The following is a 23,075-nucleotide window of genomic DNA, read 5'->3' on the forward strand; positions in this document are numbered from 1 at the left end:
TAACGTGAAAGCCCGTGGCTCAGCGGATACCGGAACTCACCAAGCAGATCTTCGTCACGGGTGGCGTCGCCTCCTCCCTCGGTAAGGGACTTTCGGCGTCCAGCCTCGGTCACCTTCTCCGGGCTCGTGGACTGCGCGTCGCGATGCAGAAGCTCGACCCCTATCTCAACGTCGACCCTGGCACGATGAACCCGTTCCAGCACGGCGAGGTCTTCGTGACCGACGACGGCGCCGAGACGGACCTGGACATCGGTCACTACGAACGTTTCCTCGACGTGGAGTTCGGCCAGTCGGCCAACGTCACCACCGGCCAGGTCTACTCCTCGGTCATCGCCAAGGAGCGCCGCGGCGAGTACCTCGGTGACACCGTGCAGGTCATCCCGCACATCACCGACGAGATCAAGTCGCGCATGCGGGCCCAGGCCAGCGTGGCCGACGTGATCATCACCGAGATCGGCGGCACCGTCGGCGACATCGAGTCGCTGCCCTTCCTCGAGGCGGCCCGCCAGGTCCGCCGCGACGTCGGCCGCGAGAACGTGCTCTTCATCCACGTCTCGCTGGTGCCCTACCTGGCTCCCAGCGGCGAGCTGAAGACCAAGCCGACCCAGCACTCGGTGGCCGCCCTGCGCAACATCGGCATCCAGCCGGACGCGCTGATCTGCCGCTCGGACCGGGTGATCCCGGACAGCATGAAGCGCAAGATCGCGCTGACCTGCGACGTGGACGTCGAGGCGGTGGTGAACGCGGTCGACGCCCCGTCGATCTACGACATCCCGAAGGTGCTGCACTCCGAGGGCCTGGACGCCTACGTGGTGCGCCGCCTGGGCCTGTCGTTCCGCGACGTGGAGTGGGACAGCTGGAACGACCTGCTGCGCCGGGTGCACGAGCCGGCCCACCAGGTCGAGCTGGCCCTGGTCGGCAAGTACATCGACCTGCCGGACGCCTACCTCTCGGTCACCGAGGCGCTGCGGGCCGGCGGGTTCGACCAGGACGCCAAGGTCAACATCCGCTGGGTCGCGTCGGACACCTGCCAGACGCCCGAGGGTGCTGCGAAGGCGCTGCGCGGTGTGGACGCGATCTGCGTGCCCGGCGGGTTCGGCGTGCGTGGCATCGAGGGCAAGCTCGGCGCTCTGCGCTACGCCCGCGAGAACCAGATCCCGACCCTGGGGCTGTGTCTCGGCCTGCAGTGCATGGTGATCGAGTACGCGCGCAACGTGGCCGGCCTGGGCGACGCCAGCAGCACCGAGTTCGAGCCGGAGACCCACTTCCCGGTCATCGCCACGATGGACGAGCAGAAGGACATCGTCTCGGGCGAGGGCGACATGGGCGGCACCATGCGGCTGGGCGCCTACCCGGCCGTGCTCGCCGAGGGCAGCATCGTGCGGGAGGTGTACGGCAGCGCCAAGGTCTCCGAGCGTCACCGGCACCGCTACGAGGTCAACAACAACTACCTCAAGCAGCTTGAGGACGCCGGTATCTCCTTCTCGGGGATGTCTCCCGACCGGTCGCTGGTCGAGTTCGTGGAGCTGCCGCGCGAGGTGCACCCCTACTACGTGGGCACCCAGGCGCATCCGGAGTTCAAGTCCCGCCCCGACCGTGCGCACCCGCTGTTCGCCGGCCTGATCGGTGCGGCCGTCGACCGGCAGCGCGCCGAGCGCCTGGTCGAGGTCGAGACCCCGCGTCAGGCTTCCGAGCACGCCGCTCCTGCGGAGAACGCGGCCCCGTCGGGCAAGGGCGCCTCGAAGAAGGCGGCTGCGGGCAGTAAGGCTTCGGACAACGCCGCCTCGGTGACCGCGTGAGCGAGGAGCTGGAAGACTTCCTGGCTCCCCGGCCGGTGATCGCCCACGACCTGATCCACCAGGGCAAGGTCTGGAACATCGTCTCGGAGAAGGTCGACCTCGGTGAGGGCGGCCAGGTCACCCGGGAACTGATGGACCACCCGGGAGCGGTGACGGTGCTGGCCCTGGACGAGTTCGACCGCGTCCTGATGATCCGGCAGTATCGGCACCCGGTGCAGATGGAACTCTGGGAGCTGCCCGCCGGCCTGCTCGACGTGCCGGGCGAGGACCCGGTCGAGGCGGCCAAGCGGGAGCTGCTGGAGGAGGCCGACATCCGGGCCGGGCAGTGGGACCTGCTGGCCGAGTGGTTCAACTCGCCCGGCGGCAGCAACGAGGCCCTGCGCTGCTACCTGGCCCGCGGCATCTCCGAGGTGCCCGAGGCCGAGCGGTACCAGCGCGGCGAGGAGGAGCTGAACATGCCCACCCGCTGGGTCCCCCTCGAAGAGGCCCGTGACGCCGTGCTCGCCGGAAAGATCCACAACCCCGGCGCAGCGATCGGCATCCTGGCCGCAGTGGCCGCCAAGGCAGCGGACTGGTCCACCCTCCGCCCCGCCAACGCCCCCTGGCCCGCCCACCGCCACTACCGCTAGTGAAACCCCCTCGGGCTCCGGCGTGCATCTCGCCGCCGGGCCCGAGTCGGGGTCTATGAGGGGCTCTGAGCCGAGTCGGGGTCTATGAGCGGGCCGAGCCGAGTCGGGATCTATGAGCGGGCCGAGCCGAGCCGGGGCCTATGAGCAGGCCGAGCCGAGCCGGGGCCTCTGGGCGGGCCCTTGCCCACCAAGTGGCATTCGAACAGGGTCGGTCTCCGCGCCGAGCCAATCGCTCTCGGTCCGTGATGACGCATAGCCAAGCGTGACCTCAGCCGGGACAGGGAGTTTCTCGAGACTGTGCTTGGACGTCCAAGTATTCTCTCGGCAAACTCCCCTTCCTCCCCTGCGGGCGCTCAGAGTGATGTTGGCGTGCGCATTGTGAAGACCTGAAGGGGTGCCAGAAGGGCGCGGGACTCGTGTGCCTTCTTCAGATGCGCAGGGTGGGAGCGCATCTACGCTTTGTGGCCATGCAGAGATTTACCCGGGACGGCCTGACCTTCGACGTGCGCGACAGCGGGCCGGACAATGGAACGCCGGTGATCCTGCTGCACGGTTTCCCGCAGACCTCCACGTGCTGGCTGAAGCTGGAGCCGTTGCTCCATTCGGCGGGTATGCGCACGATCGCGCCGGACCAGCGCGGCTATTCGCCTGGCGCACAGCCGGATTCACGACGCAGGTACGCCATGGGGGAGCTCATGGACGACGTCTTGGCGCTGATGGACGCGGTGGGGCACAAGACAGCGCATGTGGTGGGACACGACTGGGGCGGGGCAGTGGCCTGGGCATTGGCCGGTCGGCACGCCGACCGATTTCGCTCGGTGACCGTGCTCTCGACGCCGCATCCGGCAGCACTGGCGAAGGCCGCCCGGAGCAGTGCGCAAGGCCTGAGGTCCTGGTACGTGGGCGCTTTCCAGCTGCCAGGGGTGCCGGAGCTCGCCCTGCGCGGTGATCGGGCGCAGCAGATGCTGCTGCGGACAGGGCTGCCCAAGCCATTGGCCCAGAGGGACGCCAAGCGGCTGCAACAGGGAAACACCCTCACCGGCGCGCTCAACTGGTATCGCGGAGTGGCGTACTCACGATCGACCCCGGCAGGCCGGGCCAAGCTGCCGCTGACCTACGTCTGGGGCTCGCAAGACCCCTTCCTGGGCCGCGCGGCCGCCGAGGCATCTGCCGAATACGTGGTGGAGAGCCACCGGTCCAGCTACCGATTCGTCGAACTGGACGCCGGCCACTGGCTGCCGGAGACGAACGCGGACCAGGTGGCCCAGGCGATCATCGGCCGGGTCGGCGCCGGCAGCACTCCCAAGCGCCCGCGCCCCCACTCGGCCTAAGTTCGCGCAGTGGGCAGATCCGGCCGTGATCGAGGGGTGTGGCCGGGCTGGCCGTTATCGAGGGGGCTGAGCCGGCCGTGATCAAGGGGTGGGGCCGGGCTGGCCGTGATCGAGGGGTGGGCCTGGTCGCGCGGTGTGCTGGGCGGACCTATTTGAGGCCGGCCGATCTCAGTTCCAGGGCGGCGAGGCGGCGGACTACCTCTGGGTCTCCGGTGCGCCAGCCCTCCAGGGGGTCGGCGGTGATCTTCAGGAGCTTGGGCATGGGGCGGTTGGCGAGGGCGCGCAGGGCGAGCAGGTCGGCGCCGCCTTCGGTGTTGGCCAGGGCGGCGGTGGCGCCGGCCCGGCGGGCGAACCGCAGGCGCAGCAGCAGCCAGGGCACCACGAGCGCCAGGATCGGCGGTACCGAGACCGCCAGCGCCAGCAGGATGGCCAGCGCGGTGGCCTTCTCGTCCAGGCCCTGGCCGGCATCGGCGATCTGCTGCGCGGCCCCGGCCGCCGCGTTCAGCGGTTTCGCCAGTGCGTCACCGGCCAGCGGGATGTCGCCCGCGCTGTCTCCGGCGCCGTTCAGGTTGCTGCGGATGCCGTTGGCGCCGCCCTGCACGTCGGCCCCGACCTCGGCGATGGCGGACAGGGCCGAGTGCACGGCCTTGGCCACGTAGTACCAGGCCACCACCCACAGCAGCACGCTGATGTCGGCGACGACCTGCACGATGGCGCGGCCGGGTGTGGCCGCATACGGAACGAACCGACCGCTCATGAGAAAGATCGAATCACACGCCACCGACAGTTTCCGTTCCAGACGCGATCCGCAGCGAATGATCTGCCGACGGCGTCGCGTCACACGGTGCCGGTCCGACGTCCGTCCTAGAGTGGCCCTCGAAGCGATCATCTGGGGTCTGCTGACGAGAGGCGGCTGATCGAGTGAGGGTCGGCGTTCCGCGCGAGATCAAGAACCACGAGTACCGGGTCGCGATCACCCCTGCCGGGGTGCACGAGCTGGTCCGGGCCGGGCACGAGGTCATCATCGAGAGGGCCGCGGGGGAGGGGTCGTCGATCTCGGACGACGCCTACGTCGCGGCCGGGGCTCGGATCCTTCCCACCGCCGACGAGGTGTGGGCCGGGGCCGAGCTGGTGCTGAAGGTGAAGGAGCCGATCCCGGCGGAGTACGAGCGGATGCGCCCGGGGCAGGTGCTGTTCACCTACCTGCACCTGGCCGCCGATCGCCCGCTCACCGAAGAACTGCTGAAGCGCCAGGTCACCGGCATCGCCTACGAGACGGTGCAGCTGGCCGACCGGTCGCTGCCGTTGCTGGCGCCGATGAGCGAGGTCGCCGGCCGGCTCGCCCCGCAGGTCGGGGCGCACACGCTGATGCGGGCCGAGGGCGGGCGGGGCATCCTGCTCGGCGGTGCGCCCGGTGTGTACGCGGCCAAGGTGGTCATCATCGGGGCCGGGGTGGCCGGGGCCAACGCGGCCGCGATCGCGCTGGGCATGCAGGCCGAGGTGGTGCTGCTGGACCGCAACATCGAGCGGCTGCGCGAGATGGACCGGATCTACCAGGGCCACCTGCAGACCGTGGCCTCGAACTCGCTGGAGATCGAGACCGCGATCCGCGACGCCGACCTGGTCGTCGGCGCCGTGCTGGTGGCCGGGGCCAAGGCGCCCAAGCTGGTCACCAACGAGCAGGTGGCCACCATGCGGCCGGGCAGCGTGCTGGTCGACATCTCGATCGACCAGGGCGGCTGCTTCGAGGACTCACGGCCCACCACCCACGCCGACCCGACCTACAAGGTGCACGACTCGGTCTTCTACTGCGTGGCCAACATGCCGGGCGCGGTGCCGCACACCAGCACCTACGCGCTGACCAACGTGACCCTGCCGTACGTGCTCGAGCTGGCCGGGCGAGGCTGGCGCGAGGCCCTGCGTGCAGATCCGGCGCTGGGCCTGGGGCTGAACACCTACGACGGGGCGGTGGTCAACGCTCCCGTGGCCGAGGCCCACGAGATGCCGTTCGTCGCCCTGACCGAGGTGCTGGCCTGACTGCGCCCCCGACGTCCGCCCCGGGGGCGCGGGCGTCGAAACCTCGCACGAAGTCGCCTTCTCCGGTGCCGGGCCTGCCGGGCCAGGCACCGGGGAAGGCGCCGCGCCCACCCACCCCGCTCGACGAAGCGCTGAGCGGTTACCTGGACCATCTCGCGGTGGAACGGGGGCTGGCCACCAACACCCTCGGTGCCTATCGCCGCGACCTGCGCCGGTACGTCGACTTCCTGCTGCACCACCACCTCGACGATCCGGCGCAGGTCTCCGAGCGCGACGTCACCAACTTCCTCGCCGCCATCCGCACCGGCGAAGACGGCGCCGCCGCGCTCTCGGCCAGTTCGGCGGCCCGGCACGTGGTGGCGGTGCGCGGGTTCCACCGGTTCCTGCTGCTCGAGGGGCGCACCCAGATCGATCCGGCGGGCCAGGTGCAGCCCCCGTCTCCGCCCAAGCGGCTGCCCAAGGCGATCAGCCTCGCGGCGGTAGAGAGCGTCCTGGCCGCCGCCGGGCCGCCCGAGACCCCGACCGGACTGCGCGATCGGGCACTCCTGGAGCTGCTCTACGGCTGCGGCGCCCGGATCAGCGAGGCGGTCGGCTGCGCGATCGACGACCTCGACCTGCAGGCTGGCCTGGTCCGGCTGAGGGGCAAGGGCGACAAGGAGCGCATCGTCCCGATCGGCAGCTACGCCGTCGCCGCGGTCGATGCCTACCTGGTGCGGGGGAGGGCCGCGCTCGCCGTAAGGGGGCGGGGCTCGCCCGCCGTCTTCCTCAACGCCCGAGGTGGGCCCCTGTCCCGGCAGAGTGCCTGGGCCGTGCTGGCCGGTGCTGCCGACCGCGCCGGCCTGGCCGGGAGGGTCTCTCCGCACACCCTGCGGCACTCCTTCGCAACGCACCTTCTGGAGGGCGGCGCCGACGTCCGGGTGGTGCAGGAACTACTCGGACATGCCTCCGTAACCACCACACAGCTGTACACGCGTGTCACTGCGGATACGCTGCGTGAGGTCTATGTGGCGGCGCATCCGAGGGCGCTACAGGCCTAGAGCGCCGCTCATAGCGCGGAACTCGGCTTGAGTACCAGGCGACGCGCCGACTAGCCTCGCCTGGTCCCGACCGGCGACGCGCGAGGATGGACATCGACGAAACGCCCGGTGTCATGTCCGGATGTCGGCGTAGGAGTCGACGAGCGCTACCGAGGAGACGACGTGACGAACAACACGACTGCTGCGGCATTGTCCGACATAGCCGTGGAGCGGGGAGGCGGCGACGGCCTGCTGCTGGTGAGCTCCGGCGGTGACGGGCCGACCGGCCGCCCCATGCCGTCGTTCCCCGAACCGGTGCCGCTCAGCGCGCACGGCCCGGCGCGGATCATCGCCATGTGCAACCAGAAGGGCGGCGTCGGCAAGACCACCTCGACGATCAACCTGGGCGCGGCGCTGGCGGAGTACGGTCGCAAGGTCCTGCTGGTCGACTTCGACCCGCAGGGTGCGCTGTCGGTGGGGCTCGGCATCAACCCGCACGAGCTGGACAGCACCGTCTACAACGTGCTGATGGACCGCGCCACCCCGATCGAGGAGGTGGTCCGGCCCACCGCGATCGAGAACCTCGACCTGCTGCCCGCCAACATCGACCTGTCCGCGGCCGAGGTGCAGCTGGTCAGCGAGGTGGCCCGGGAGACGGTGCTGAGCCGGGCCCTGCGCCCGGTGCTCGACGACTACGACGTGGTCCTGATCGACTGTCAGCCCTCGCTGGGTCTGCTCACGATCAACGCGCTCACCGCCGCGCACGGCGTGGTGATCCCGCTGGAGTGCGAGTTCTTCGCGCTGCGCGGTGTGGCGCTGCTGGTCGAGACGATCGAGAAGGTGAAGGACCGGCTGAACCCCGGCCTGGAGGTCGACGGCATCCTGGCCACCATGTACGACCCGCGCACCCTGCACAGCCGCGAGGTGGTGGCCCGGGTGGTCGAGGCGTTCGGCGAGCGGGTCTTCCACACCGTCATCGGCCGCACCGTGAAGTTCCCGGACGCCTCGGTGGCCGCCGAGCCGATCACCACCTACGCGTCCTCGCACGCCGGCGCCTACGCCTACCGCCTCCTCGCGCGTGAGCTGATCGCGCGCGGCGACGCCGCCTGAGTCCGACAGCTGCATCCACGTTGACCGATCAGGAGAGTTCCACCGCGCAGGAAGCGCCCGTCGGAGCCACGATCGATCTGACCGCGGCCGACGGCAGCGTGGCGATCGACCTGCGCGAACGCCCGGAGAACCGGGAGAACGAGAACGGCCAGAACGAGAACGGCCAGAACAGAACTGAAGACGTCGGTGAGCACGCCGATGTCGTGCCGGGTGGGGTGCTGCCCGGCCGTTCCACCGGCTTCGAGGTGCACCTCGACAACTTCGACGGCCCGTTCGACCTGCTCCTGGGCCTGATCTCGAAGCACAAGCTGGACGTCACCGAGATCGCCATCGCCCAGGTCACAGACGACTTCCTGGCCTACGTCAAGGCCCTGGGCCCGGCCTGGGACCTCGGCGAGGTCAGCGAGTTCCTGCTGGTCGCGGCCACCCTGCTGGACCTGAAGGCGGCCCGGCTGCTGCCCGCCGCCGAGGTCGAGGACGACGAGGACCTGGCCCTGCTGGAGGCCCGCGACCTGCTGTTCGCCCGGCTGCTGCAGTACCGCGCGTTCAAGGACGTGGCCAAGACCCTCTCCACCAAGATCGAGGCCGAGACCCGGCGCAGTCCTCGGGACGTGCCGATCGAGGAGCACCTGACCAAGCTCCTGCCCGAACTGGTGCTCGGCCTGACCCCGCTGCAGTTCGCCGAGATCGCGGCCAAGGCGCTCACCCCCAAGGAACCGCCTAAAGTCAGGCTCGACCACCTGCACAACCCCGCGGTCAGCGTGCGCGAGCAGGCCGCCCTGATCGTGGAGCGTCTGCGCCGGGCCCAGACCGCTAGCTTCCGCCAGCTGGTCAGCGACGCGGAGGGCAAGCTCGTGGTGATCGCCCGCTTCCTGGCCCTGCTCGAACTGTTCCGCGAGGCCGCCGTGGCCTTCGACCAGGTCTCGCCCCTGGGCGAGCTCACCGTGCGCTGGACCGGCGCCGACCTGGACACGATCGAGGTGGACGAGTTCGAGGGCGTCGAGGCCCCGCCGGAAGAACCCACCGAGGGGCCCGACCCGAGCAACTTCGTCACCGAGGAGGACCTGCGCGCCCTGCGGTGATGTCAGGCCCGGGCGCTGGACAGGGCATGATGGAGCGGTGAACGACGAGGAACAGCCGGGGGAGAGCGAGGTCCCCGATCTGGAGGACCTGCCCGGCGGGGCCCGGGCTGCGCTCGAGGCCGTCCTCATGGTGGTCGAGAACCCGGTGGAAGAGGTTCAGCTGGCCGCCGCCCTGGACCTCACCGTCGAGCACGTCACCGAACTCCTGGCGGGGCTGGTGGCCGAGTACGACAACGATGCCCGCGGCTTCGAGCTGCGGCGGGTGGCCGGGGGCTGGCGCATCTACAGCCGTCCGGAATTCTCACCGGTCCTGGAGCGCTTCGTCCTCGACGGGCAGACCTCCAAGCTCAGCCAGGCCGCCCTGGAGACCCTCGCGATCGTGGCCTACCGCCAGCCGGTGAGCCGGGCGCGGGTCTCCGCCGTCCGTGGGGTGAACGTGGACGCGGTGATGCGCACCCTGGTCACCCGCGGGCTCGTGGAGGACGCCGGCAACGACCCGGAGACCGGCGCCACCCTGTACGTGACCACCCGGACCTTCTTGCAGAAACTGGGCCTGACCTCGCTGGACGAGCTGCCTTCCCTGGCGCCGTTCCTCCCCGAGATCGACGCCCTCGACGACTTCCCGGCAGGTGTTTCATGACTCCCCCCAAGCCCCGTAAATCCGCCCATCGCGGCCAGCAGCCCAAGGTCCCCGGCGCCCGCACCACCGCGCGCGGCGGCCGCGACCGCAGCGGCGCCCCGATGGGCTCCAAGCCGATGTCCCGCGCTCCCCAGGAGCCGGCGGTCGACGTGCACGACCCCGACGGCGTGCGCCTGCAGAAGGTCCTGGCCCAGGCCGGGGTCGCCTCCCGCCGGGCCAGCGAGGACCTGATCGCGGCCGGCCGCGTCCAGGTCGACGGCGCCACCGTGCGCGAGCTCGGCGTGCGGATCGACCCGAAGAAGTCGGTCGTCCACGTCGACGGCGTGCGCCTGCAGCTCGACCAGTCGCTGATCTACCTGGCGCTGAACAAGCCGCCGGGTGTGGTCACCACGATGAGCGACCCGGAGGGCCGGCCCTGCGTCGGCGACATCCTCTCCCAGCGGCCCAACGCCCACGACGAGCGGCTCTTCCACGTCGGCCGGCTCGACACGGCCACCGAGGGCCTGCTCATCCTCACCAACGACGGTGACCTGGCCCACCGGCTCACCCACCCCAGCCACGAGGTCCCCAAGACCTACCTGGCCGAGGTGGCCGGGCCGGTCGCCAAGGACATCGGCAAGAAGCTCCGGAGCGGGATCGAGCTGGAGGACGGGCCGGTCAAGGCCGACTCCTTCCGCATGGTCGACTCCCGTCCCGGTAAGGCACTCCTCGAGATCACCCTTCACGAGGGGCGTAACCACATCGTGCGACGCATGCTCGCCGAGGTGGGCTACCCGGTCCTCCAGCTCTGCCGGACCCAGATCGGTCCGGTCCAGATGGGGGGCCTGCGCTCCGGCCGCACCCGGGCCATCCACGGCGAGGAGCTCAGTCAGCTGTTCGAGGCTGTCGATCTCTAGCAGACCGCCGGGGGCGCAACGCTTCTCGTGAAACAGATCTCAAGGAGGAAATGTGGCTGTCCGGGCTGTCCGGGGGGCGACGCAGATCGACACCGACGAGCGGGACCATGTGCTGGAGCGCACCCGTGAGATGGTGTCCGAGGTGATGGTCGGCAACCAGCTCGACCAGGACTCGATCATCAGCATCGTCTTCACCGCCACCCAGGACGTGAAGAGCGTGGCCCCCGCGCTCGCGGCACGTCAGCTGGGCCTGAACGACCCGGCGCTGATCTGTGTGCAGGAGATGCACGTGGAAGGGGCCATGCCGATGCTGGTCCGGCTGGTCGCGCACGTCGAGACCGATCTCGCCGCCGACCAGATCCGCAACGTCTACCTGCACGGCACCGAGCGGCTGCGGACCGGCGTCCCGCCGATCCCGCTGGGCTGATGAGCCTGGATCCGGCGGCCGCGGCCGAGCTGGGCACCGTCCGCGTGGTCGGCACCGGCCTGCTCGGCACGAGTATCGGGCTGGGCCTGCGCAGCATGGGGGTGCGGGTGCTGCTGCACGATCCGTCCCCCACCGCGCTCGCCCTGGCCCGCGACGTGGGGGCCGGCCGGCCGGATCCGGGCGACGAACCGGTGCAGCTGGTGGTCGTCGGGGCGCCGCCGGACGTGACCGCCGAGGTGGTCGCGGCCGAACTGGCGGCGCACCCGGAGGCGGTCGTCACCGATGTGGCGAGCGTGAAGGGCGGCATCGCGGCGTCGATGGAAGACGTCGGTGGCGCCGATCGCTACATCGGTGGGCACCCGATGGCGGGCCGGGAACGTTCCGGGCCCACCGCAGCGCGGGCCGACCTGTTCCTCGGCCGCCCGTGGGTGGTCTGCCCGCCCACCGGGGTCGAGGACCGCGCGCAGCACCCCGGCACCGAACTGGTGCGCATGCTGGCCATCGCCCTGGGAGCGACCCCGGTGTTCATGCCCGCGGCCGAGCACGACGAGGCCGTCGCCCTGATCTCGCACGTGCCCCAGCTGGCGGCCAGCCTGGTCGCCGCCCGCCTGGTCAAGGCGGGCGACCCGGCAGTGGGGCTGGCCGGTCAGGGGTTGCGCGACGTCACGCGGATCGCCGACAGCGACCCGGTGCTGTGGGCGCAGATCCTGTCGGCCAACGCACCGCAGGTGGCCGACGTCCTCAAAGATCTGCAGAAAGACCTCGACGGCCTGATCACCGCCCTCGACGCCCTCAGCGAGGGCGAGGCGGTCGGCGCGCGGGCCGCGGTCGCCCAGATCATCCACAACGGCCGGGAGGGCCGCGAGCGGATCCCCGGCAAGCACGGGCAGCCGCAGACCCGCTACGCCGTGGTCACCGCCCTGGTCCCGGACCAGCCGGGGCAGCTGGCCCGGCTCTTCGACGACATCGGCGAGGCCGGGATCAACGTCGAGGAGTTCAACCTGGAGCACGCTCCGGGGGCGCGGGTCGGCCTGGGCAGCGTGGCGGTCCTGCCCACCGTGCGCACGGAACTGGAGAAGGCCCTCACCGCCCGGGGCTGGCACGTCGTCGCCTGAGGCGCCCACACCCGTCCTTACCTGGAGTAGCCGGACAGTCCGTAAGGGTGGCCGCGCTTGCTGGATGTCGGATGTGGCCCGTGACTCGACTAACCTAGGAAGGTCACGTACCTGTAGGGCGTTGTTCACGACCGGCGCCCACAGCCGACAAGCCACCCAACCCCCGGAGGTATCACCGTGTCCGCGCAGTCCGACCGGAACGAAGGCCTGACCGAAGCGCGCCCGCTGGTGATCGCCGTCGACGGCCCCTCCGGGTCCGGCAAGTCCAGCGTCTCCCGCGAGGTCGCCCGCCGGCTGGGTCTGGAGTACCTGGACACCGGTGCGATGTACCGGGCCGCCACCTGGTCGGTGCTGGAGGCCGGTATCGACCTGGCCGACGCCCCGGCGGTCGCGCAGCACGTGCGCGACCTCGACCTGACCATGGTGACCGACCCGTCCGCCCCCGGGGCGTGGGTCGGCGGGACCGACGTGAACGCGGCCATCCGCGAGACCCGGATCTCCACCGTGGTCTCCAAGGTGGCCACCAACCTCGATGTGCGCGCGGAGATGCTGCGGCGTCAGCGCGAGCTCATCACCTCCGCCGCCAAGGGCGTGCACGAGGGGGTCGTGGCCGAGGGCCGCGACATCACCACCGTCGTCGCCCCCGACGCCGACGTGCGGATCCTGCTCACCGCCAGCGAGGCCGCGCGCCTGGCCCGGCGGGCCAAGGAGCTGCACGGCTCGGCCGACGCCGCGTCCGTCGAGGCCACCCGCGACCAGATCGTGCGGCGCGACTCCGACGACTCCACCGTTTCCAACTTCGAGGTCGCCGCGGACGGCGTGCTGCACCTGGACTCCTCGGCGCTCGACTTCGAGCAGACCGTCGACGCCGTGCTGGCCGCGATCACCCGCACCGTCACCGGCTCCGGCTCGGTGGCCGACCTCGACGACAGCGACCGAACTGCCAGGGCTGGTGCCGTTTCCTGATGTCCAAGCAAGGCGAGCAAGACCGTTCCGAAGACACCGTCGTCCACGACGTGGCGGCGGGCTACGGAGCTGAGGAACCCGAGACCCCGGGCCTGGACCACGCGCTGCGCGCCGGTCTGGCCGACTACGACCTGTCCGAGTCCGACCTGCGGCTGCTCGACGCCGAGGGCCAGGACTTCGACGAGCAGTCCGGCTCCGGCCCGCTGCCCGTGCTGGCCATCGTCGGGCGCCCCAACGTGGGTAAGTCCACCCTGGTCAACCGTGTGCTCGGCCGTCGTGAGGCGGTCGTCGAGGACGTCCCCGGCGTCACCCGCGACCGGGTGCGTTACGAGACCGAGTGGGCCGGGCGGCGTTTCGTCGTGGTCGACACCGGTGGCTGGGAGCGCGACGCCCGGGGTCTGGCCGCCCGCGTCGCCGAGCAGGCCGAGGTCGCGATCGAGCTGGCCGACGCCGTGCTGTTCGTGGTCGACGGTCAGGTCGGGGCCACCGCCACCGACGAGGCCGTGGTGAAGCTGCTGCGCCGCACCAAGAAGCCGGTGATCCTGGCGGCCAACAAGGTCGACGACACCCGCGGCGAGCTCGAGGCCGCAGCGCTGTGGTCGCTCGGCCTGGGCCAGCCCTACCCGGTCTCCGCACTGCACGGCCGGGGCAGCGGTGACCTGCTTGACGCCGTGCTGGCTGCGCTGCCCGAGGTCTCCGCGATCGGCGAGGAGCGCGCCTCCGGGCTGCGCCGGGTCGCCCTGCTGGGCCGGCCCAACGTCGGAAAGTCCAGTCTGCTCAACGCTCTCGCCGGAGAAGACCGGGTGGTCGTCGACTCCACCGCGGGCACCACCCGCGACCCGGTCGACGAGGTCATCGACATCAACGGCCGCAAGTGGCAGTTCGTCGACACCGCGGGCATCCGCCGCCGCGTGCACCTCACCCGCGGCGCCGACTTCTACGCCTCGTTGCGCACCCACGCCGCCCTGGAGAAGGCCGAGGTCGCGGTCGTCCTGCTGGACTCCAGCGAGCCGCTGTCGGAGCAGGACCAGCGGATCATCTCGATGGTCCAGGAGTCCGGCCGCGCGATGGTGATCGCGTACAACAAGTGGGACCTGATGGACGAGGAGCGCCGCAAGTTCCTCGAGCGCGAGTTCGAGACCGACCTCGTGCAGGTGCAGTGGGCGCCCCGGATCAACGTCTCGGCCTCGACCAAGTGGCACGTCAACCGGCTCACCCCGGCGCTCGACACGGCGCTGGAGTCGTGGGACACCCGGGTGCCCACCGGCAAGCTGAACTCGCTGCTGGCTCAGATCATGCAGAGCCACCCGCACCCGGTGCGCGGGGGTAAGCAGCCGCGCATCCTCTACGGCTCGCAGGTCTCCACCAAGCCGCCCCGCTTCGTGCTGTTCACCAGCGGCTACTTCGAGGCCGGCTACCGCCGGTTCATCGAGCGCCGCCTACGTGAGGAGTTCGGCTTCGAGGGCACACCGATCGAGGTCTCGGTGCGTCCCCGCGAGAAGCGTTCCCGCAAGCAGTAGAACCAGATCAACCAACTAAGGACGTTTGTGAGCCTCGAGGCCCACAAACGTCCTTAGTTGTTGGGGTGGGGTTTTCAGCTACTGGCACTCGCCGTCGGCTGCGGCGCACCGCTGGGCGGTGTGCCCATCCCGCCGGAAGGCGCCCCGCTCGGCGGCGTGCCTCCTTCGCCCGGCCCACCGCTGGGCGGGGTTCCACCACCCTGACCGCCTCCGGACGCCTGAGCGTCGGTGCCCTCGGGATCGATTGCGGCGGTCAGCTTGGCCACGTACCCCTTGGAAACGCTTCCGGTGACGGTGCCCAGCTCCGTCGCCGCGTCGTCGTCCCCGAAGACGTTGTCGTCCTCCAGGGTCACCTGGCTCATGTTGGACACACTCGCGCTGTACCCGTCGGTGGCGTAGACCACCGCGTTGACTTCTTCCGGCAAAGCCATCTGCGACGTCTTACGGATGGTGCCCTCGCCACTGGTCGCGTCTTCCAGCGACGAGTAGACCTCGAAGTGGATGTGCGGCCAGCGACCGGTGTAGCAGGCCGGGAAGATGCTGGTGAAGCTCACGACGCCGTTGGCGTCGGTCTCCTGGATGCCGCGGAGGTAGTTCTCCTCGGTGATGCCCTCGGAGTACAGCGAGTACAGCCCCGCGCGGTCGCAGTGCCATACGTACACCGCGGCCCCCGACAGGGGAGCGCCGGTGAGGTCCGTGACGGTGAACTCGATGGTCAGCGGCACGCCCTCAGCAGTGGTCGTGGAATCTCCGAACGAAGAGGTGATGTCGCTACGGACGATGCCCGACTCCGTGCGTACATCGATGCCGTTCGTGCCGTCGGCGGGGTAGGGGCCGTTGGTCTCGGACTCGATCTCGGTGACGCCGGTGCTGGTGGTGCTGCCGGCGGTCGAGGTCTCGTCGGAGTTGCTGCCGCAGGCGCCGAGCAGGAACACCGCCCCCAGCCCGCCGAGCATCTTGCGGCGCGACATGGTGCGCAGGTCGAATCCCAGGCCTTTGTCATGGACGGCCCGTACATAGGCGGCGTTGTCCGTGACCGGATCGGGGATCTGCTGGTCGCTGCTCACATCGGCTCCAAGGATGGCTGGTTGCTGAACTGTCCTCACCTCATCAACGGCAGCTATGCGCCGGCTGTGGAGGGTCTGTGGCCGGTCCGGAAGTTCTCTGGACGTTTCCTGGGAGCGGATATCCACAGGCGAACGGGCTGCTGCGGCTGGTCCACTAGTCTTGGAAGGTCAACCTCCCGGTTTCGCGTAGATGTTGGACATGATGAGCGAGCATGACGAGCGGCGGGACACCGTCGACCAGATCGACCTGGACCAGTGGGTCAAGGTGTGGGACGAGCAGCGCACCTTCCAGGCCGACGGCCTTACCGACCAGGACGCCACGGCCGGTGACGACCGCAAGCGCTCGTACATCGTCAGCATGTACCCCTACCCCTCCGGCGACCTCCACATGGGCCACGCCGAGGTGTACTCGATCAGCGACGTCATCGCCCGGTTCGACCGGCTGCGCGGGCTCAACACGCTGAACCCGATCGGCTGGGACAGTTTCGGCCTGCCCGCCGAGAACGCGGCGATCAAGCGTGACCTGCACCCGCGGACCTGGACGTACGACAACATCGCGGTGCAGGCGGCGTCGTTCAAGCGGCTGGGCGTCTCGTTCGACTGGCGCACCCGGCTGCACACGTCCGACCCGGAGTACTATCGCTGGAACCAGTGGATCTTCCTGAAGCTGTTCGACCAGGGGCTGGCCTACCGCAAGGCCTCCCCGGTCAACTGGTGCCCGAAAGACCACACGGTGCTGGCCAACGAGCAGGTCATCCAGGGCAAGTGCGAGCGTTGCGGCAGCGTGGTCGAGCGCCGCAACCTGACCCAGTGGTTCTTCCGGATCACCGACTACGCGCAGCGCCTGCTCGACGACATGGACCAGCTGCAGGGCCAGTGGCCCGAAGACATCCTGGCCATGCAGCGCAACTGGATCGGCCGTTCCTCGGGTGCGCACGTCGACTTCAGGATCGTCGGCCGGGAAGAGCCGGTGCGGGTGTTCACCACCCGCCCCGACACCCTCTACGGCGCAACGTTCTTCGTGGTCGCCGCCGATGCGCCGCTGGCCCTGGAACTGGTCACCGACGAGCACCGCGCGGCGCTTCAGGAGTACATCGCCCAGCTGGGCGGCACCTCCGAGGTCGAGCGGCTGGCCTCCGACCGCGCCAAGACCGGTGTGTTCCTGGGCAGCTACGCGATCAACCCGGTCAACGGCGAGCAGATCCCGATCTACGCGTCCGACTACGTGCTGGCCGACTACGGCACCGGCGCGCTGATGGCCGTGCCCGCGCACGACCAGCGCGACCTGGACTTCGCCAAGGCGATGAACCTGCCGGTCAAGACGGTCGTCGACACCGGTGAGGCCGACCCGGCCGAGACCGGCGTGGCCACCGCCGCGCGCGGCACCATGGTCAACTCGGGCGAGTTCGACGGCCTGAACTCCGGCGAGGCGCTGCCCGCGATCATCGCCCAGCTGGAGAAGCAGGGCGTCGGCCAGGGCGCGATCACCTACCGCCTGCGCGACTGGCTGCTGTCGCGTCAGCGCTACTGGGGCACGCCGATCCCGATCATCCACTGCGAAGACTGCGGCGAGGTCGGCGTTCCCGTCGACCAACTGCCGGTCCGCCTGCCGGAAAGCGGCTTCTCGCTGAAGCCCGACGACAACCAGTCGCCGCTGGGCACCGCCACCGAGTGGGTCAACGTCGAGTGCCCGAAGTGCGGCAAGCCCGCCCGGCGCGACACCGACACGATGGACACGTTCGTCGACTCGTCCTGGTACTTCCTGCGTTTCCCCAACCCGGACTACACCGAGGGGCCGTTCGACCCCGAGGGCGTCAAGCGCTGGCTGCCGGTCGACCACTACATCGGCGGCAAGGAGCACGCGAACCTGCACCTGCTGTACGCGCGCTTCATGACCAAGGCCCTGCACGACGCCGGCCTGCTGCACTTCGTCGAGCCCTTCCGGCGCCTGACCAACCAGGGTCAGGTGATCATGGAGGGCAAGGCGATGAGCAAGAGCCTGGGCAACATCGTCAACCTCCAGGAGCAGATCGCCCAGTACGGCCCGGACGCCGTCCGGGTCACGATGATCTTCGCCGGCCCCCCGGAGGACGACATCGACTGGGCCGCGGTCTCCCCGGCCGGCTCGGTGAAGTGGCTCAACCGGGTGCGCCGCCTGGCCTCCCTGGTCCCCGCCGAGAGCCTGGGCGCCGACCCGGCCACCGGCGACCAGGCCCTGCGCCGCCGCGTGCACGTCCTGCTCGACGAGATCACGCAGAAGATGGAGGGCGGACGGCAGAACGTCGTCATCGCCCGCCTGATGGAGCTGACGACGCTGCTGCAGCAGGCCGTTGACGGCGGCTTGGGGGCAGCCGACCCGGCCGTCCGCGAAGGTGTGGAAGGCCTGGTCATCGCGTTGTCCTGTTTCGCCCCGTTCACCGCCGACGACAGCTGGGTCAAGCTCGGCCACGAGCCCTCGGTGGCCACCACCAGCTGGCCGAAGGTCGACAAGTCGCTGACCGTGGCCGACCAGGTCACCTGCATCGTCCAGGTCAACGGCAAGGTCCGTGACCGCCTGCAGGTGCCCGCCGGCATCACCGAGGACGACCTGCGCACCCTGAGCCTGGAGTCCGACGCGGTGAAGAAGGCGGTCGGTGAGGCCACCATCGCCAAGGTCGTGGTGCGGGCCCCGAAGCTGGTCAACATCGCCCTCGCCCGCTGAGGCCCGGCGCACTCCGGGCCGTGCACGAGCACGGCCCGGAGTGCGCTAAGCTAGCGGAGCGTTCTTCGGCCCGGTAACGGGTCCTGGAGGGCGGTTCGGGCTGTAGCGCAGCTTGGTAGCGCACCTGACTGGGGGTCAGGGGGTCGCAGGTTCAAATCCTGTCAGCCCGACAGTGTTACAACAGGTCAGAGACTCGTAAGAGTCTCTGACCTGTTGTCGTTGGGGCACCAGGTGGCCAGGTTGTTGTCCGAGCTCACCTTCGCGGGGGCAGCTTCCAGCCCCACTGCCACGGCCACAGGAAGCGCCGGACCGTGTGCTCCGGCTCGTCGTAGGGCAGGGATGCCACCCGCTCGTAGGCGCCCTCCAGCGCAAGCTCGTACGCCACTCGCTCGAAGGTGAGCGCCGGCGGCACGACTTCGACGGGGTAGACCGAGTCCTGGCCCTCCCATCGCAGGTCTGACCGCACCACCGTCGTGGCTCGCATATTCAGCGCGGCCGACACGTCGATCTCCCCGCAGACCACGCAGAGCAAGATGCCCACCCGTCCAGGCTCGAGGTCAGCCTCGGGCGTGCGTCCCGTCAGAACGTCAACGGCCTTGGGGGCGCTCTCGAGCCAGGAACGGTTCAGCGGGGTGACCAGGTCGCGCGCGTTGTCAATACCCTCGCGCATCGGTACACCGGCGATGATCCAGTCGAGGAAGAACGACCGAGGACTGCGGGTGACGGTGCCGTCGTGAATCGCGTAATCCGCCGAGGCTTCCCTCAGTTCGAAGGACAACGGCTGCGTCTCGTCCACACGCACACTCTGGCCCGTGCCCTCATGAAATAGGTTTCTCCGAGCAAGAAATCGGGACGGTCGCCGGAACCGGTCCGCCGCGTCGTGCACCTTCCGCGCCACCCCATGAGTCGGGCTTGCGGCTCGCGCTCGGCACTTCGAAGTGCGAAAGGATGATCAAAGCCCCAAAGTGTCCGTAGCTACCCATTCACCACGTAGGAGGATGAAGTGACGCAGACGCAGACCCCTTTCGCCGGCACCACGACCACGAGCAAGCAGTCGAATGTGCTGTCGATCGTGTCGTTCGTGCTCAGCGCCCTGGCGGTCGTCATCCTGCCGATCGTCTTCGGGGTGGCAGCGATCATCTGTGGTGGGGTCGCGGTCTCCCGTAAGGAGCGGCTGGGTAAGCCCGCACTGGCGGTCTCCATCGTCGCTACGATTCTCGGTTTTGCCCTGGGCTACCTGGTCTTCGCGAACAGCTGATTTCCCTGACTGCCCGGCCCGACTGAAAGTCTTTCAGTTCGCCACGATTTCAATGGCCAGGAGCTCATCTGAGCTCCTGGCCATTGTCGTGGTCCCTCAGATCGAGAGTCCAGTCCTCGCTCACCAGGGCCTTCCCAAAGCTCGACCCGTCTTCCTGGCTACGCAGGCTGAATCCGGCCTTGGCGTAGATCTTCCGGGCGGAACTGAGGGCATCCACTGTCCACAACCGGATGGATCGGTACCCGATGGCGCGGGCGAAGCTCAGGTACTCGTGCACGAGTTGCGTTCCCACTCCGAGGCCGCGGGCGGTGGGGGAGACGTACAGCAGTCTCAGCTTCGCGGTGTCGGGGTTCTCGTCTGCCATCAGGAAGATGCAGCCCGCGCGCTGACCATCGACCTCAGCGATCCAGCCGGCCTGGCGGGATGCATCGGGCGTGTTCGCGAAGTCAGCCACGACCCGCGCGACGAGCGCCTCGAATCGTGTGTCCCAGTCGAACTGTTCGTGGTAGCCCTCGCCGTGCACCATGAGCACCCAGCCGAGGTCGCCGGGCCGGTCTGCCCGCCGAAGAGCGACGGATCGGGAATCTTGCGGGGTCATCGTCAACGCCTTCCACTGACACGACTGTTTCAGTGCGGTGTAGGTTAGCCACGTGAGTGACGCAAAACCAAGCCCGTCGGCGCGCAAGGTCGAGCTGTTGGAGGCCGCGTACCAGTACGTGCTCGGTCATGGCCTGGCGGACATGTCGCTGCGCCCCCTGGCCGAGGCCCTGGGCTCGAGCCCTCGCGTGCTGTTGTTCCTCTTCGAGAGCAAGGAAGGGTTGATCCGGGCTCTGCTCGAGCGCGCTCAGCAAGACGAGGTGTCGTTGCTACAGGACTTCGGGGTCGAAGCAGCTCGGCCGCCGGGGTTGGCTGCCGCGGTGGGGCAGCTGTGGCAGTGGCTTTCGGACCCGCAGCACGAGCCCCTACTTCGCCTCTGGGCGGAGAGCTACGTGCGCTCCCTCGTCGAACCCGATGGTCCTTGGGCAGGATTCGCGCAGCAGACGGTGGCGCAGTGGCTGGCCTTTCTTGAGCGGTGCCAGGACGAGCCTGCGGGGGCCAACAGCCTGGCCAGCCGCTCGCTGGCCCTGGCGGCGCTGAGAGGTTCCGTGCTGGATCTCCTAGCCACCGGCGATCGTGAGCGGACCAGCGCGGCGATAGATCTGCTGGTCAAGAACCTGCGGTGAAGCTGCCGGGCCGGAAAACCTCACCAGGGGGAGACGCTGTCAGTGCAGTAGGTCAGGCTGCGGAGGGGTGGACAGCCCGCAGGCCCCGAACGATCGCGCGCATCGACTTGAGCGTCTGCTGTCCGTCGAGGGCTATGTCGCGAAGGGTCTGACGCAGTTCGTCGGGTGAACCCTCGTCGGTCTGGTCCACCCGCTGGGCCTGCAGAATCATCCCGCTCATGGTGCTGGCGATGAGGTCCTGCAGTTCGTCGGCGATGCGCAGTCGCTCAGCGGCGATGGTCTCGTCGATCGACGGACGGGTCGAGAGGTCCGGTTCGCCTACGGGCATCAGCGTTCTCGCATGTGAGGTGAAGACGGGGAGCATGGTGACTAGGCCCCCTGGCTGAGGAGGTCGGAGATTTTCACGCGGGTCACGGCGAAGGTGCTCCGTGACGACTCGGCATCCTGACCAGTGGTTTTCGTGGTTGAGGCAACCGGCATGCCGGTGCGGGCGTCGATCACCAGTTGCTGCACGGTGGTGGTGCCGGAGGCGCTCTTCCCCTCCGTGAAGGTCAGCGTGAGTGTGCCAGCGGTGGTCGACTCCTTGAAGCTCACGCCGTCGATGGTGGACATCAGCCGAAGGACGCCGGCCCGCACCTCGGTATCTCCGGCACCGGCGGACAGCGCGTCGATGCTGTTGATCCAGACCATGTTGTCCACGAGCAGATCGAGTTCCTTTCCGCTGGGCGGATTCTCTGGCCACTCGAAGCCCTCCGGCCGGTACTGGCCCGGGGCCCAAGTGGTGGCGTCGTCCCAGATCTCCTGGCGCTTGCTCTCGCTCAGGCCCAGCCCCAGGTCGTTAGGGGTGGCGTTGGCCATCTTCAGGCGGGCGGCTTCGGGGTCGGCGTCGGCGGCGAAACGGGCGGCGGCGACGGTGCGGGCGAAAAGGCCGTCGGAAAGGTCCTCGTCGCGCTCGATCGCCTCGCTCAGTGACGCCTTGTCCTCCCGGGCGTAGTAGGCGCCCGCATCGGTGAACAGGTCGTAGCTGACCGTTGTGGCTCGTCCACCGATCTTCTGGGTCCGCTTGATCAGGGACGCGTCACCGGGAGGCCGTTCGTTGCTGCCCTGGATCTTGAAGGCCAGGGAGACCAACTGGGAGTCGATGACGGTGGCCTGTGTGGTCGGGGCGGCCAGCGATCCCGGAGACGGGGCGCGATCCGGGGTCGATGGCGAGGTCACGGTAAGGGCCACGGCAACTCCGGCAGCCAGTGCGCCGGCCCCCGCACCGAAGGCAATCAGGCGTACTGGGCGCCTTTTGACCGGCGTCAGGACGCGAGGCGCGCTGTCCATATGGGCCACCAGGCGCGCCCGAGCTTCTTCGTTGGTCTCCGCGCTGGGAAACGGAGCGTCCAGGGCCTGCTTGACCAGGTCCATCTCGTCGACCATCACTTGTGCTCCTGTGTGTTGTTCAGTTCGGCCAGCAGGGCTGCGACCTGGGGATCGCCGCGCAGCGCCTTGCGGGCCCGGTACAGCCGGCGGCGGGCCGAACTGGACGGGATGCCCAGCACCCGTGCGGCCTCGACCACGCTCAGATCCTCGGCGGCGACCAGGATCAGCACGTCGCGCTCGTGCGGCTTCAGGCCGGCCAGGGCACTGCGCAAGGCCGCGCGCGCATCCACCCGGGTCTCCACCTCGGCCCAGGGATTCACTCCCTGGGGCCTGGGCATTGCCGACACGTCGGCGACGAGGTCCTCAGGCGGCTGCGTGCGCCACTGTCGTCTGACCTCGTTCACCGCTATGCGGTAGAGCCAGGGCCGGGCGTCGGGAAAGGCGGGGTCGTAACCGGCGCGGGCACCGTAGGCGGCCACCCACACGTCCCCTTGTAGATCTTTGGCATTCTGAGGCCCGACCTGACGCGCCAGGTAGCGGCCGATCACGGCCTCGTGGCGGGTGATCATCTCCACGAAGGCATCGTTGTCGCCGGTCAGTGACCGGGCGATCAGTTCGGCGTCCGAGGCCACGGCCCTCCTCGGCGCAGTCACGATCTTCACTGTGTGTACTAGTCAGCGGGCAGGCAAAGCGCTCGCGGTAGTTGACGTGATCCACATCACACGATGCTCAGGGGCGAGGCCTCACGTGGGAAGCGGAGTCCGGCTGAGCTAGCGACTACGCACTCCACGGGATACGGCGCGGCCGTCGAGCGGATCACGATCAACCTACGCAAAGCGGCGGCTTCGGCCGTCTCCTGCTGAGCGTCGATCCAATTCCCCTTGGAGCTC

The 23,075-nt window shown here is 69.3% G+C and carries 23 protein-coding genes and 1 tRNA gene; 17 read left to right on the forward strand and 7 right to left on the reverse strand.

The window, feature by feature from the left end:
- Positions 1-14 precede the first annotated feature (14 nt).
- From pyrG to QSK18_RS33850, 3 genes are all read left to right on the forward strand, one after another.
- Complete coding sequence (gene pyrG / locus QSK18_RS33840) at positions 15-1,799, forward strand: CTP synthase (protein WP_285628001.1); 1,785 nt, start codon at positions 15-17, stop codon at positions 1,797-1,799.
- Positions 1,796-2,428 carry an NUDIX domain-containing protein gene (locus QSK18_RS33845; protein WP_285628005.1) on the forward strand — a complete coding sequence of 211 codons (633 nt, stop codon included), beginning with the start codon at positions 1,796-1,798 and terminating at the stop codon, positions 2,426-2,428. The genes pyrG and QSK18_RS33845 overlap by 4 nt, the downstream gene beginning before the upstream one ends.
- 467 nt (positions 2,429-2,895) lie before the next feature.
- Positions 2,896-3,759, forward strand: a complete 864-nt coding sequence (locus QSK18_RS33850; protein WP_285628008.1) for an alpha/beta fold hydrolase — start codon at positions 2,896-2,898, stop codon at positions 3,757-3,759.
- A gap of 148 nt (positions 3,760-3,907) precedes the next feature.
- Here QSK18_RS33850 and QSK18_RS33855 read toward each other — a convergent pair whose 3' ends face one another.
- A complete protein-coding gene (locus QSK18_RS33855; RefSeq protein WP_232813978.1) occupies positions 3,908-4,516 on the reverse strand; it encodes a hypothetical protein in 609 nt (202 codons plus the stop codon).
- Between the two features lie 164 nt (positions 4,517-4,680).
- On the opposite strand from QSK18_RS33855, the gene ald reads away from it, so the two are divergent.
- The 10 genes from ald to der all read left to right on the forward strand — a co-directional run bounded on the left by ald (position 4,681) and on the right by der (position 14,568).
- On the forward strand, positions 4,681-5,796 hold the full coding sequence (gene ald, locus QSK18_RS33860; RefSeq protein ID WP_285628012.1) for an alanine dehydrogenase: 1,116 nt from the start codon (positions 4,681-4,683) through the stop codon (positions 5,794-5,796).
- 74 nt (positions 5,797-5,870) lie between these two features.
- Positions 5,871-6,833, forward strand: coding sequence for a site-specific tyrosine recombinase XerD (xerD, locus tag QSK18_RS33865; protein ID WP_269810964.1), 963 nt, complete (start codon positions 5,871-5,873; stop codon positions 6,831-6,833).
- A 273-nt stretch (positions 6,834-7,106) separates the two neighbouring features.
- Entirely contained in the window at positions 7,107-7,922 is an 816-nt protein-coding gene (locus QSK18_RS33870) for a ParA family protein (RefSeq protein ID WP_232813994.1), read from the forward strand.
- Positions 7,923-8,125: 203 nt separating this feature from the next.
- Entirely contained in the window at positions 8,126-9,004 is an 879-nt protein-coding gene (locus QSK18_RS33875) for a segregation and condensation protein A (protein WP_352396716.1), read from the forward strand.
- Between the two features lie 37 nt (positions 9,005-9,041).
- Positions 9,042-9,644, forward strand: coding sequence for an SMC-Scp complex subunit ScpB (gene scpB / locus QSK18_RS33880; RefSeq protein WP_232813974.1), 603 nt, complete (start codon positions 9,042-9,044; stop codon positions 9,642-9,644).
- The gene (locus tag QSK18_RS33885; protein WP_232813973.1) at positions 9,641-10,540 is read left to right on the forward strand and encodes a pseudouridine synthase; all 900 of its coding nucleotides are present in this window, start codon (positions 9,641-9,643) and stop codon (positions 10,538-10,540) included. The genes scpB and QSK18_RS33885 overlap by 4 nt, the downstream gene beginning before the upstream one ends.
- A 52-nt stretch (positions 10,541-10,592) precedes the next feature.
- Positions 10,593-10,967, forward strand: coding sequence for a chorismate mutase (aroH, locus tag QSK18_RS33890; protein WP_232813972.1), 375 nt, complete (start codon positions 10,593-10,595; stop codon positions 10,965-10,967).
- A complete protein-coding gene (locus tag QSK18_RS33895; RefSeq protein ID WP_285628020.1) occupies positions 10,967-12,082 on the forward strand; it encodes a prephenate dehydrogenase in 1,116 nt (371 codons plus the stop codon). Before aroH ends, QSK18_RS33895 begins: the two co-directional genes overlap by 1 nt.
- A 177-nt stretch (positions 12,083-12,259) precedes the next feature.
- Entirely contained in the window at positions 12,260-13,048 is a 789-nt protein-coding gene (gene cmk, locus QSK18_RS33900) for a (d)CMP kinase (RefSeq protein WP_232813970.1), read from the forward strand.
- Positions 13,048-14,568, forward strand: coding sequence for a ribosome biogenesis GTPase Der (der, locus tag QSK18_RS33905; protein ID WP_232813969.1), 1,521 nt, complete (start codon positions 13,048-13,050; stop codon positions 14,566-14,568). The genes cmk and der overlap by 1 nt, the downstream gene beginning before the upstream one ends.
- 74 nt (positions 14,569-14,642) lie before the next feature.
- Here the strand turns inward: der and QSK18_RS33910 are convergent, their stop codons facing one another.
- Positions 14,643-15,635, reverse strand: coding sequence for an intradiol ring-cleavage dioxygenase (locus QSK18_RS33910; RefSeq protein ID WP_232813968.1), 993 nt, complete (start codon positions 15,633-15,635; stop codon positions 14,643-14,645).
- Positions 15,636-15,837: 202 nt separating this feature from the next.
- On the opposite strand from QSK18_RS33910, the gene leuS reads away from it, so the two are divergent.
- Positions 15,838-18,336 carry a leucine--tRNA ligase gene (gene leuS, locus QSK18_RS33915; RefSeq protein ID WP_285628027.1) on the forward strand — a complete coding sequence of 833 codons (2,499 nt, stop codon included), beginning with the start codon at positions 15,838-15,840 and terminating at the stop codon, positions 18,334-18,336.
- Between the two features lie 96 nt (positions 18,337-18,432).
- Positions 18,433-18,506, forward strand: a tRNA-Pro gene (locus tag QSK18_RS33920).
- Positions 18,507-18,589: 83 nt separating this feature from the next.
- Here the strand turns inward: QSK18_RS33920 and QSK18_RS33925 are convergent.
- The gene (locus tag QSK18_RS33925) at positions 18,590-19,132 is read right to left on the reverse strand and encodes a hypothetical protein (RefSeq protein ID WP_285628030.1); all 543 of its coding nucleotides are present in this window, start codon (positions 19,130-19,132) and stop codon (positions 18,590-18,592) included.
- Between the two features lie 207 nt (positions 19,133-19,339).
- Here QSK18_RS33925 and QSK18_RS33930 point away from each other — a divergent pair, with 207 nt between their 5' ends.
- Positions 19,340-19,594, forward strand: coding sequence for a hypothetical protein (locus QSK18_RS33930; protein ID WP_285628033.1), 255 nt, complete (start codon positions 19,340-19,342; stop codon positions 19,592-19,594).
- 64 nt (positions 19,595-19,658) lie between these two features.
- On the opposite strand, the gene QSK18_RS33935 is transcribed toward QSK18_RS33930, so the two are convergent.
- Positions 19,659-20,120, reverse strand: coding sequence for a GNAT family N-acetyltransferase (locus QSK18_RS33935; protein WP_502894320.1), 462 nt, complete (start codon positions 20,118-20,120; stop codon positions 19,659-19,661).
- A 124-nt stretch (positions 20,121-20,244) separates the two neighbouring features.
- Here QSK18_RS33935 and QSK18_RS33940 point away from each other — a divergent pair, with 124 nt between their 5' ends.
- Positions 20,245-20,817, forward strand: coding sequence for a TetR/AcrR family transcriptional regulator (locus tag QSK18_RS33940; RefSeq protein ID WP_232813963.1), 573 nt, complete (start codon positions 20,245-20,247; stop codon positions 20,815-20,817).
- A 52-nt stretch (positions 20,818-20,869) separates the two neighbouring features.
- Here QSK18_RS33940 and QSK18_RS33945 read toward each other — a convergent pair whose 3' ends face one another.
- Genes QSK18_RS33945 through QSK18_RS33955 form a run of 3 tightly spaced genes read right to left on the reverse strand, consistent with a single transcriptional unit; the run spans position 20,870 to position 22,838 of the window.
- Positions 20,870-21,145, reverse strand: coding sequence for a histidine kinase (locus QSK18_RS33945; protein ID WP_232813962.1), 276 nt, complete (start codon positions 21,143-21,145; stop codon positions 20,870-20,872).
- Positions 21,146-21,186: 41 nt separating this feature from the next.
- Positions 21,187-22,242 (reverse strand): hypothetical protein, encoded by a 1,056-nt coding sequence (locus tag QSK18_RS33950; RefSeq protein ID WP_232813961.1) that lies wholly within the window; start codon positions 22,240-22,242, stop codon positions 21,187-21,189.
- A complete protein-coding gene (locus QSK18_RS33955; RefSeq protein WP_232813960.1) occupies positions 22,242-22,838 on the reverse strand; it encodes an RNA polymerase sigma factor in 597 nt (198 codons plus the stop codon). The genes QSK18_RS33950 and QSK18_RS33955 overlap by 1 nt, the downstream gene beginning before the upstream one ends.
- Positions 22,839-23,075 lie beyond the last annotated feature (237 nt).

The organism is Kineosporia sp. NBRC 101677 (assembly GCF_030269265.1).
Taxonomy (GTDB): Bacteria; Actinomycetota; Actinomycetes; order Actinomycetales; family Kineosporiaceae; genus Kineosporia; species Kineosporia rhizophila.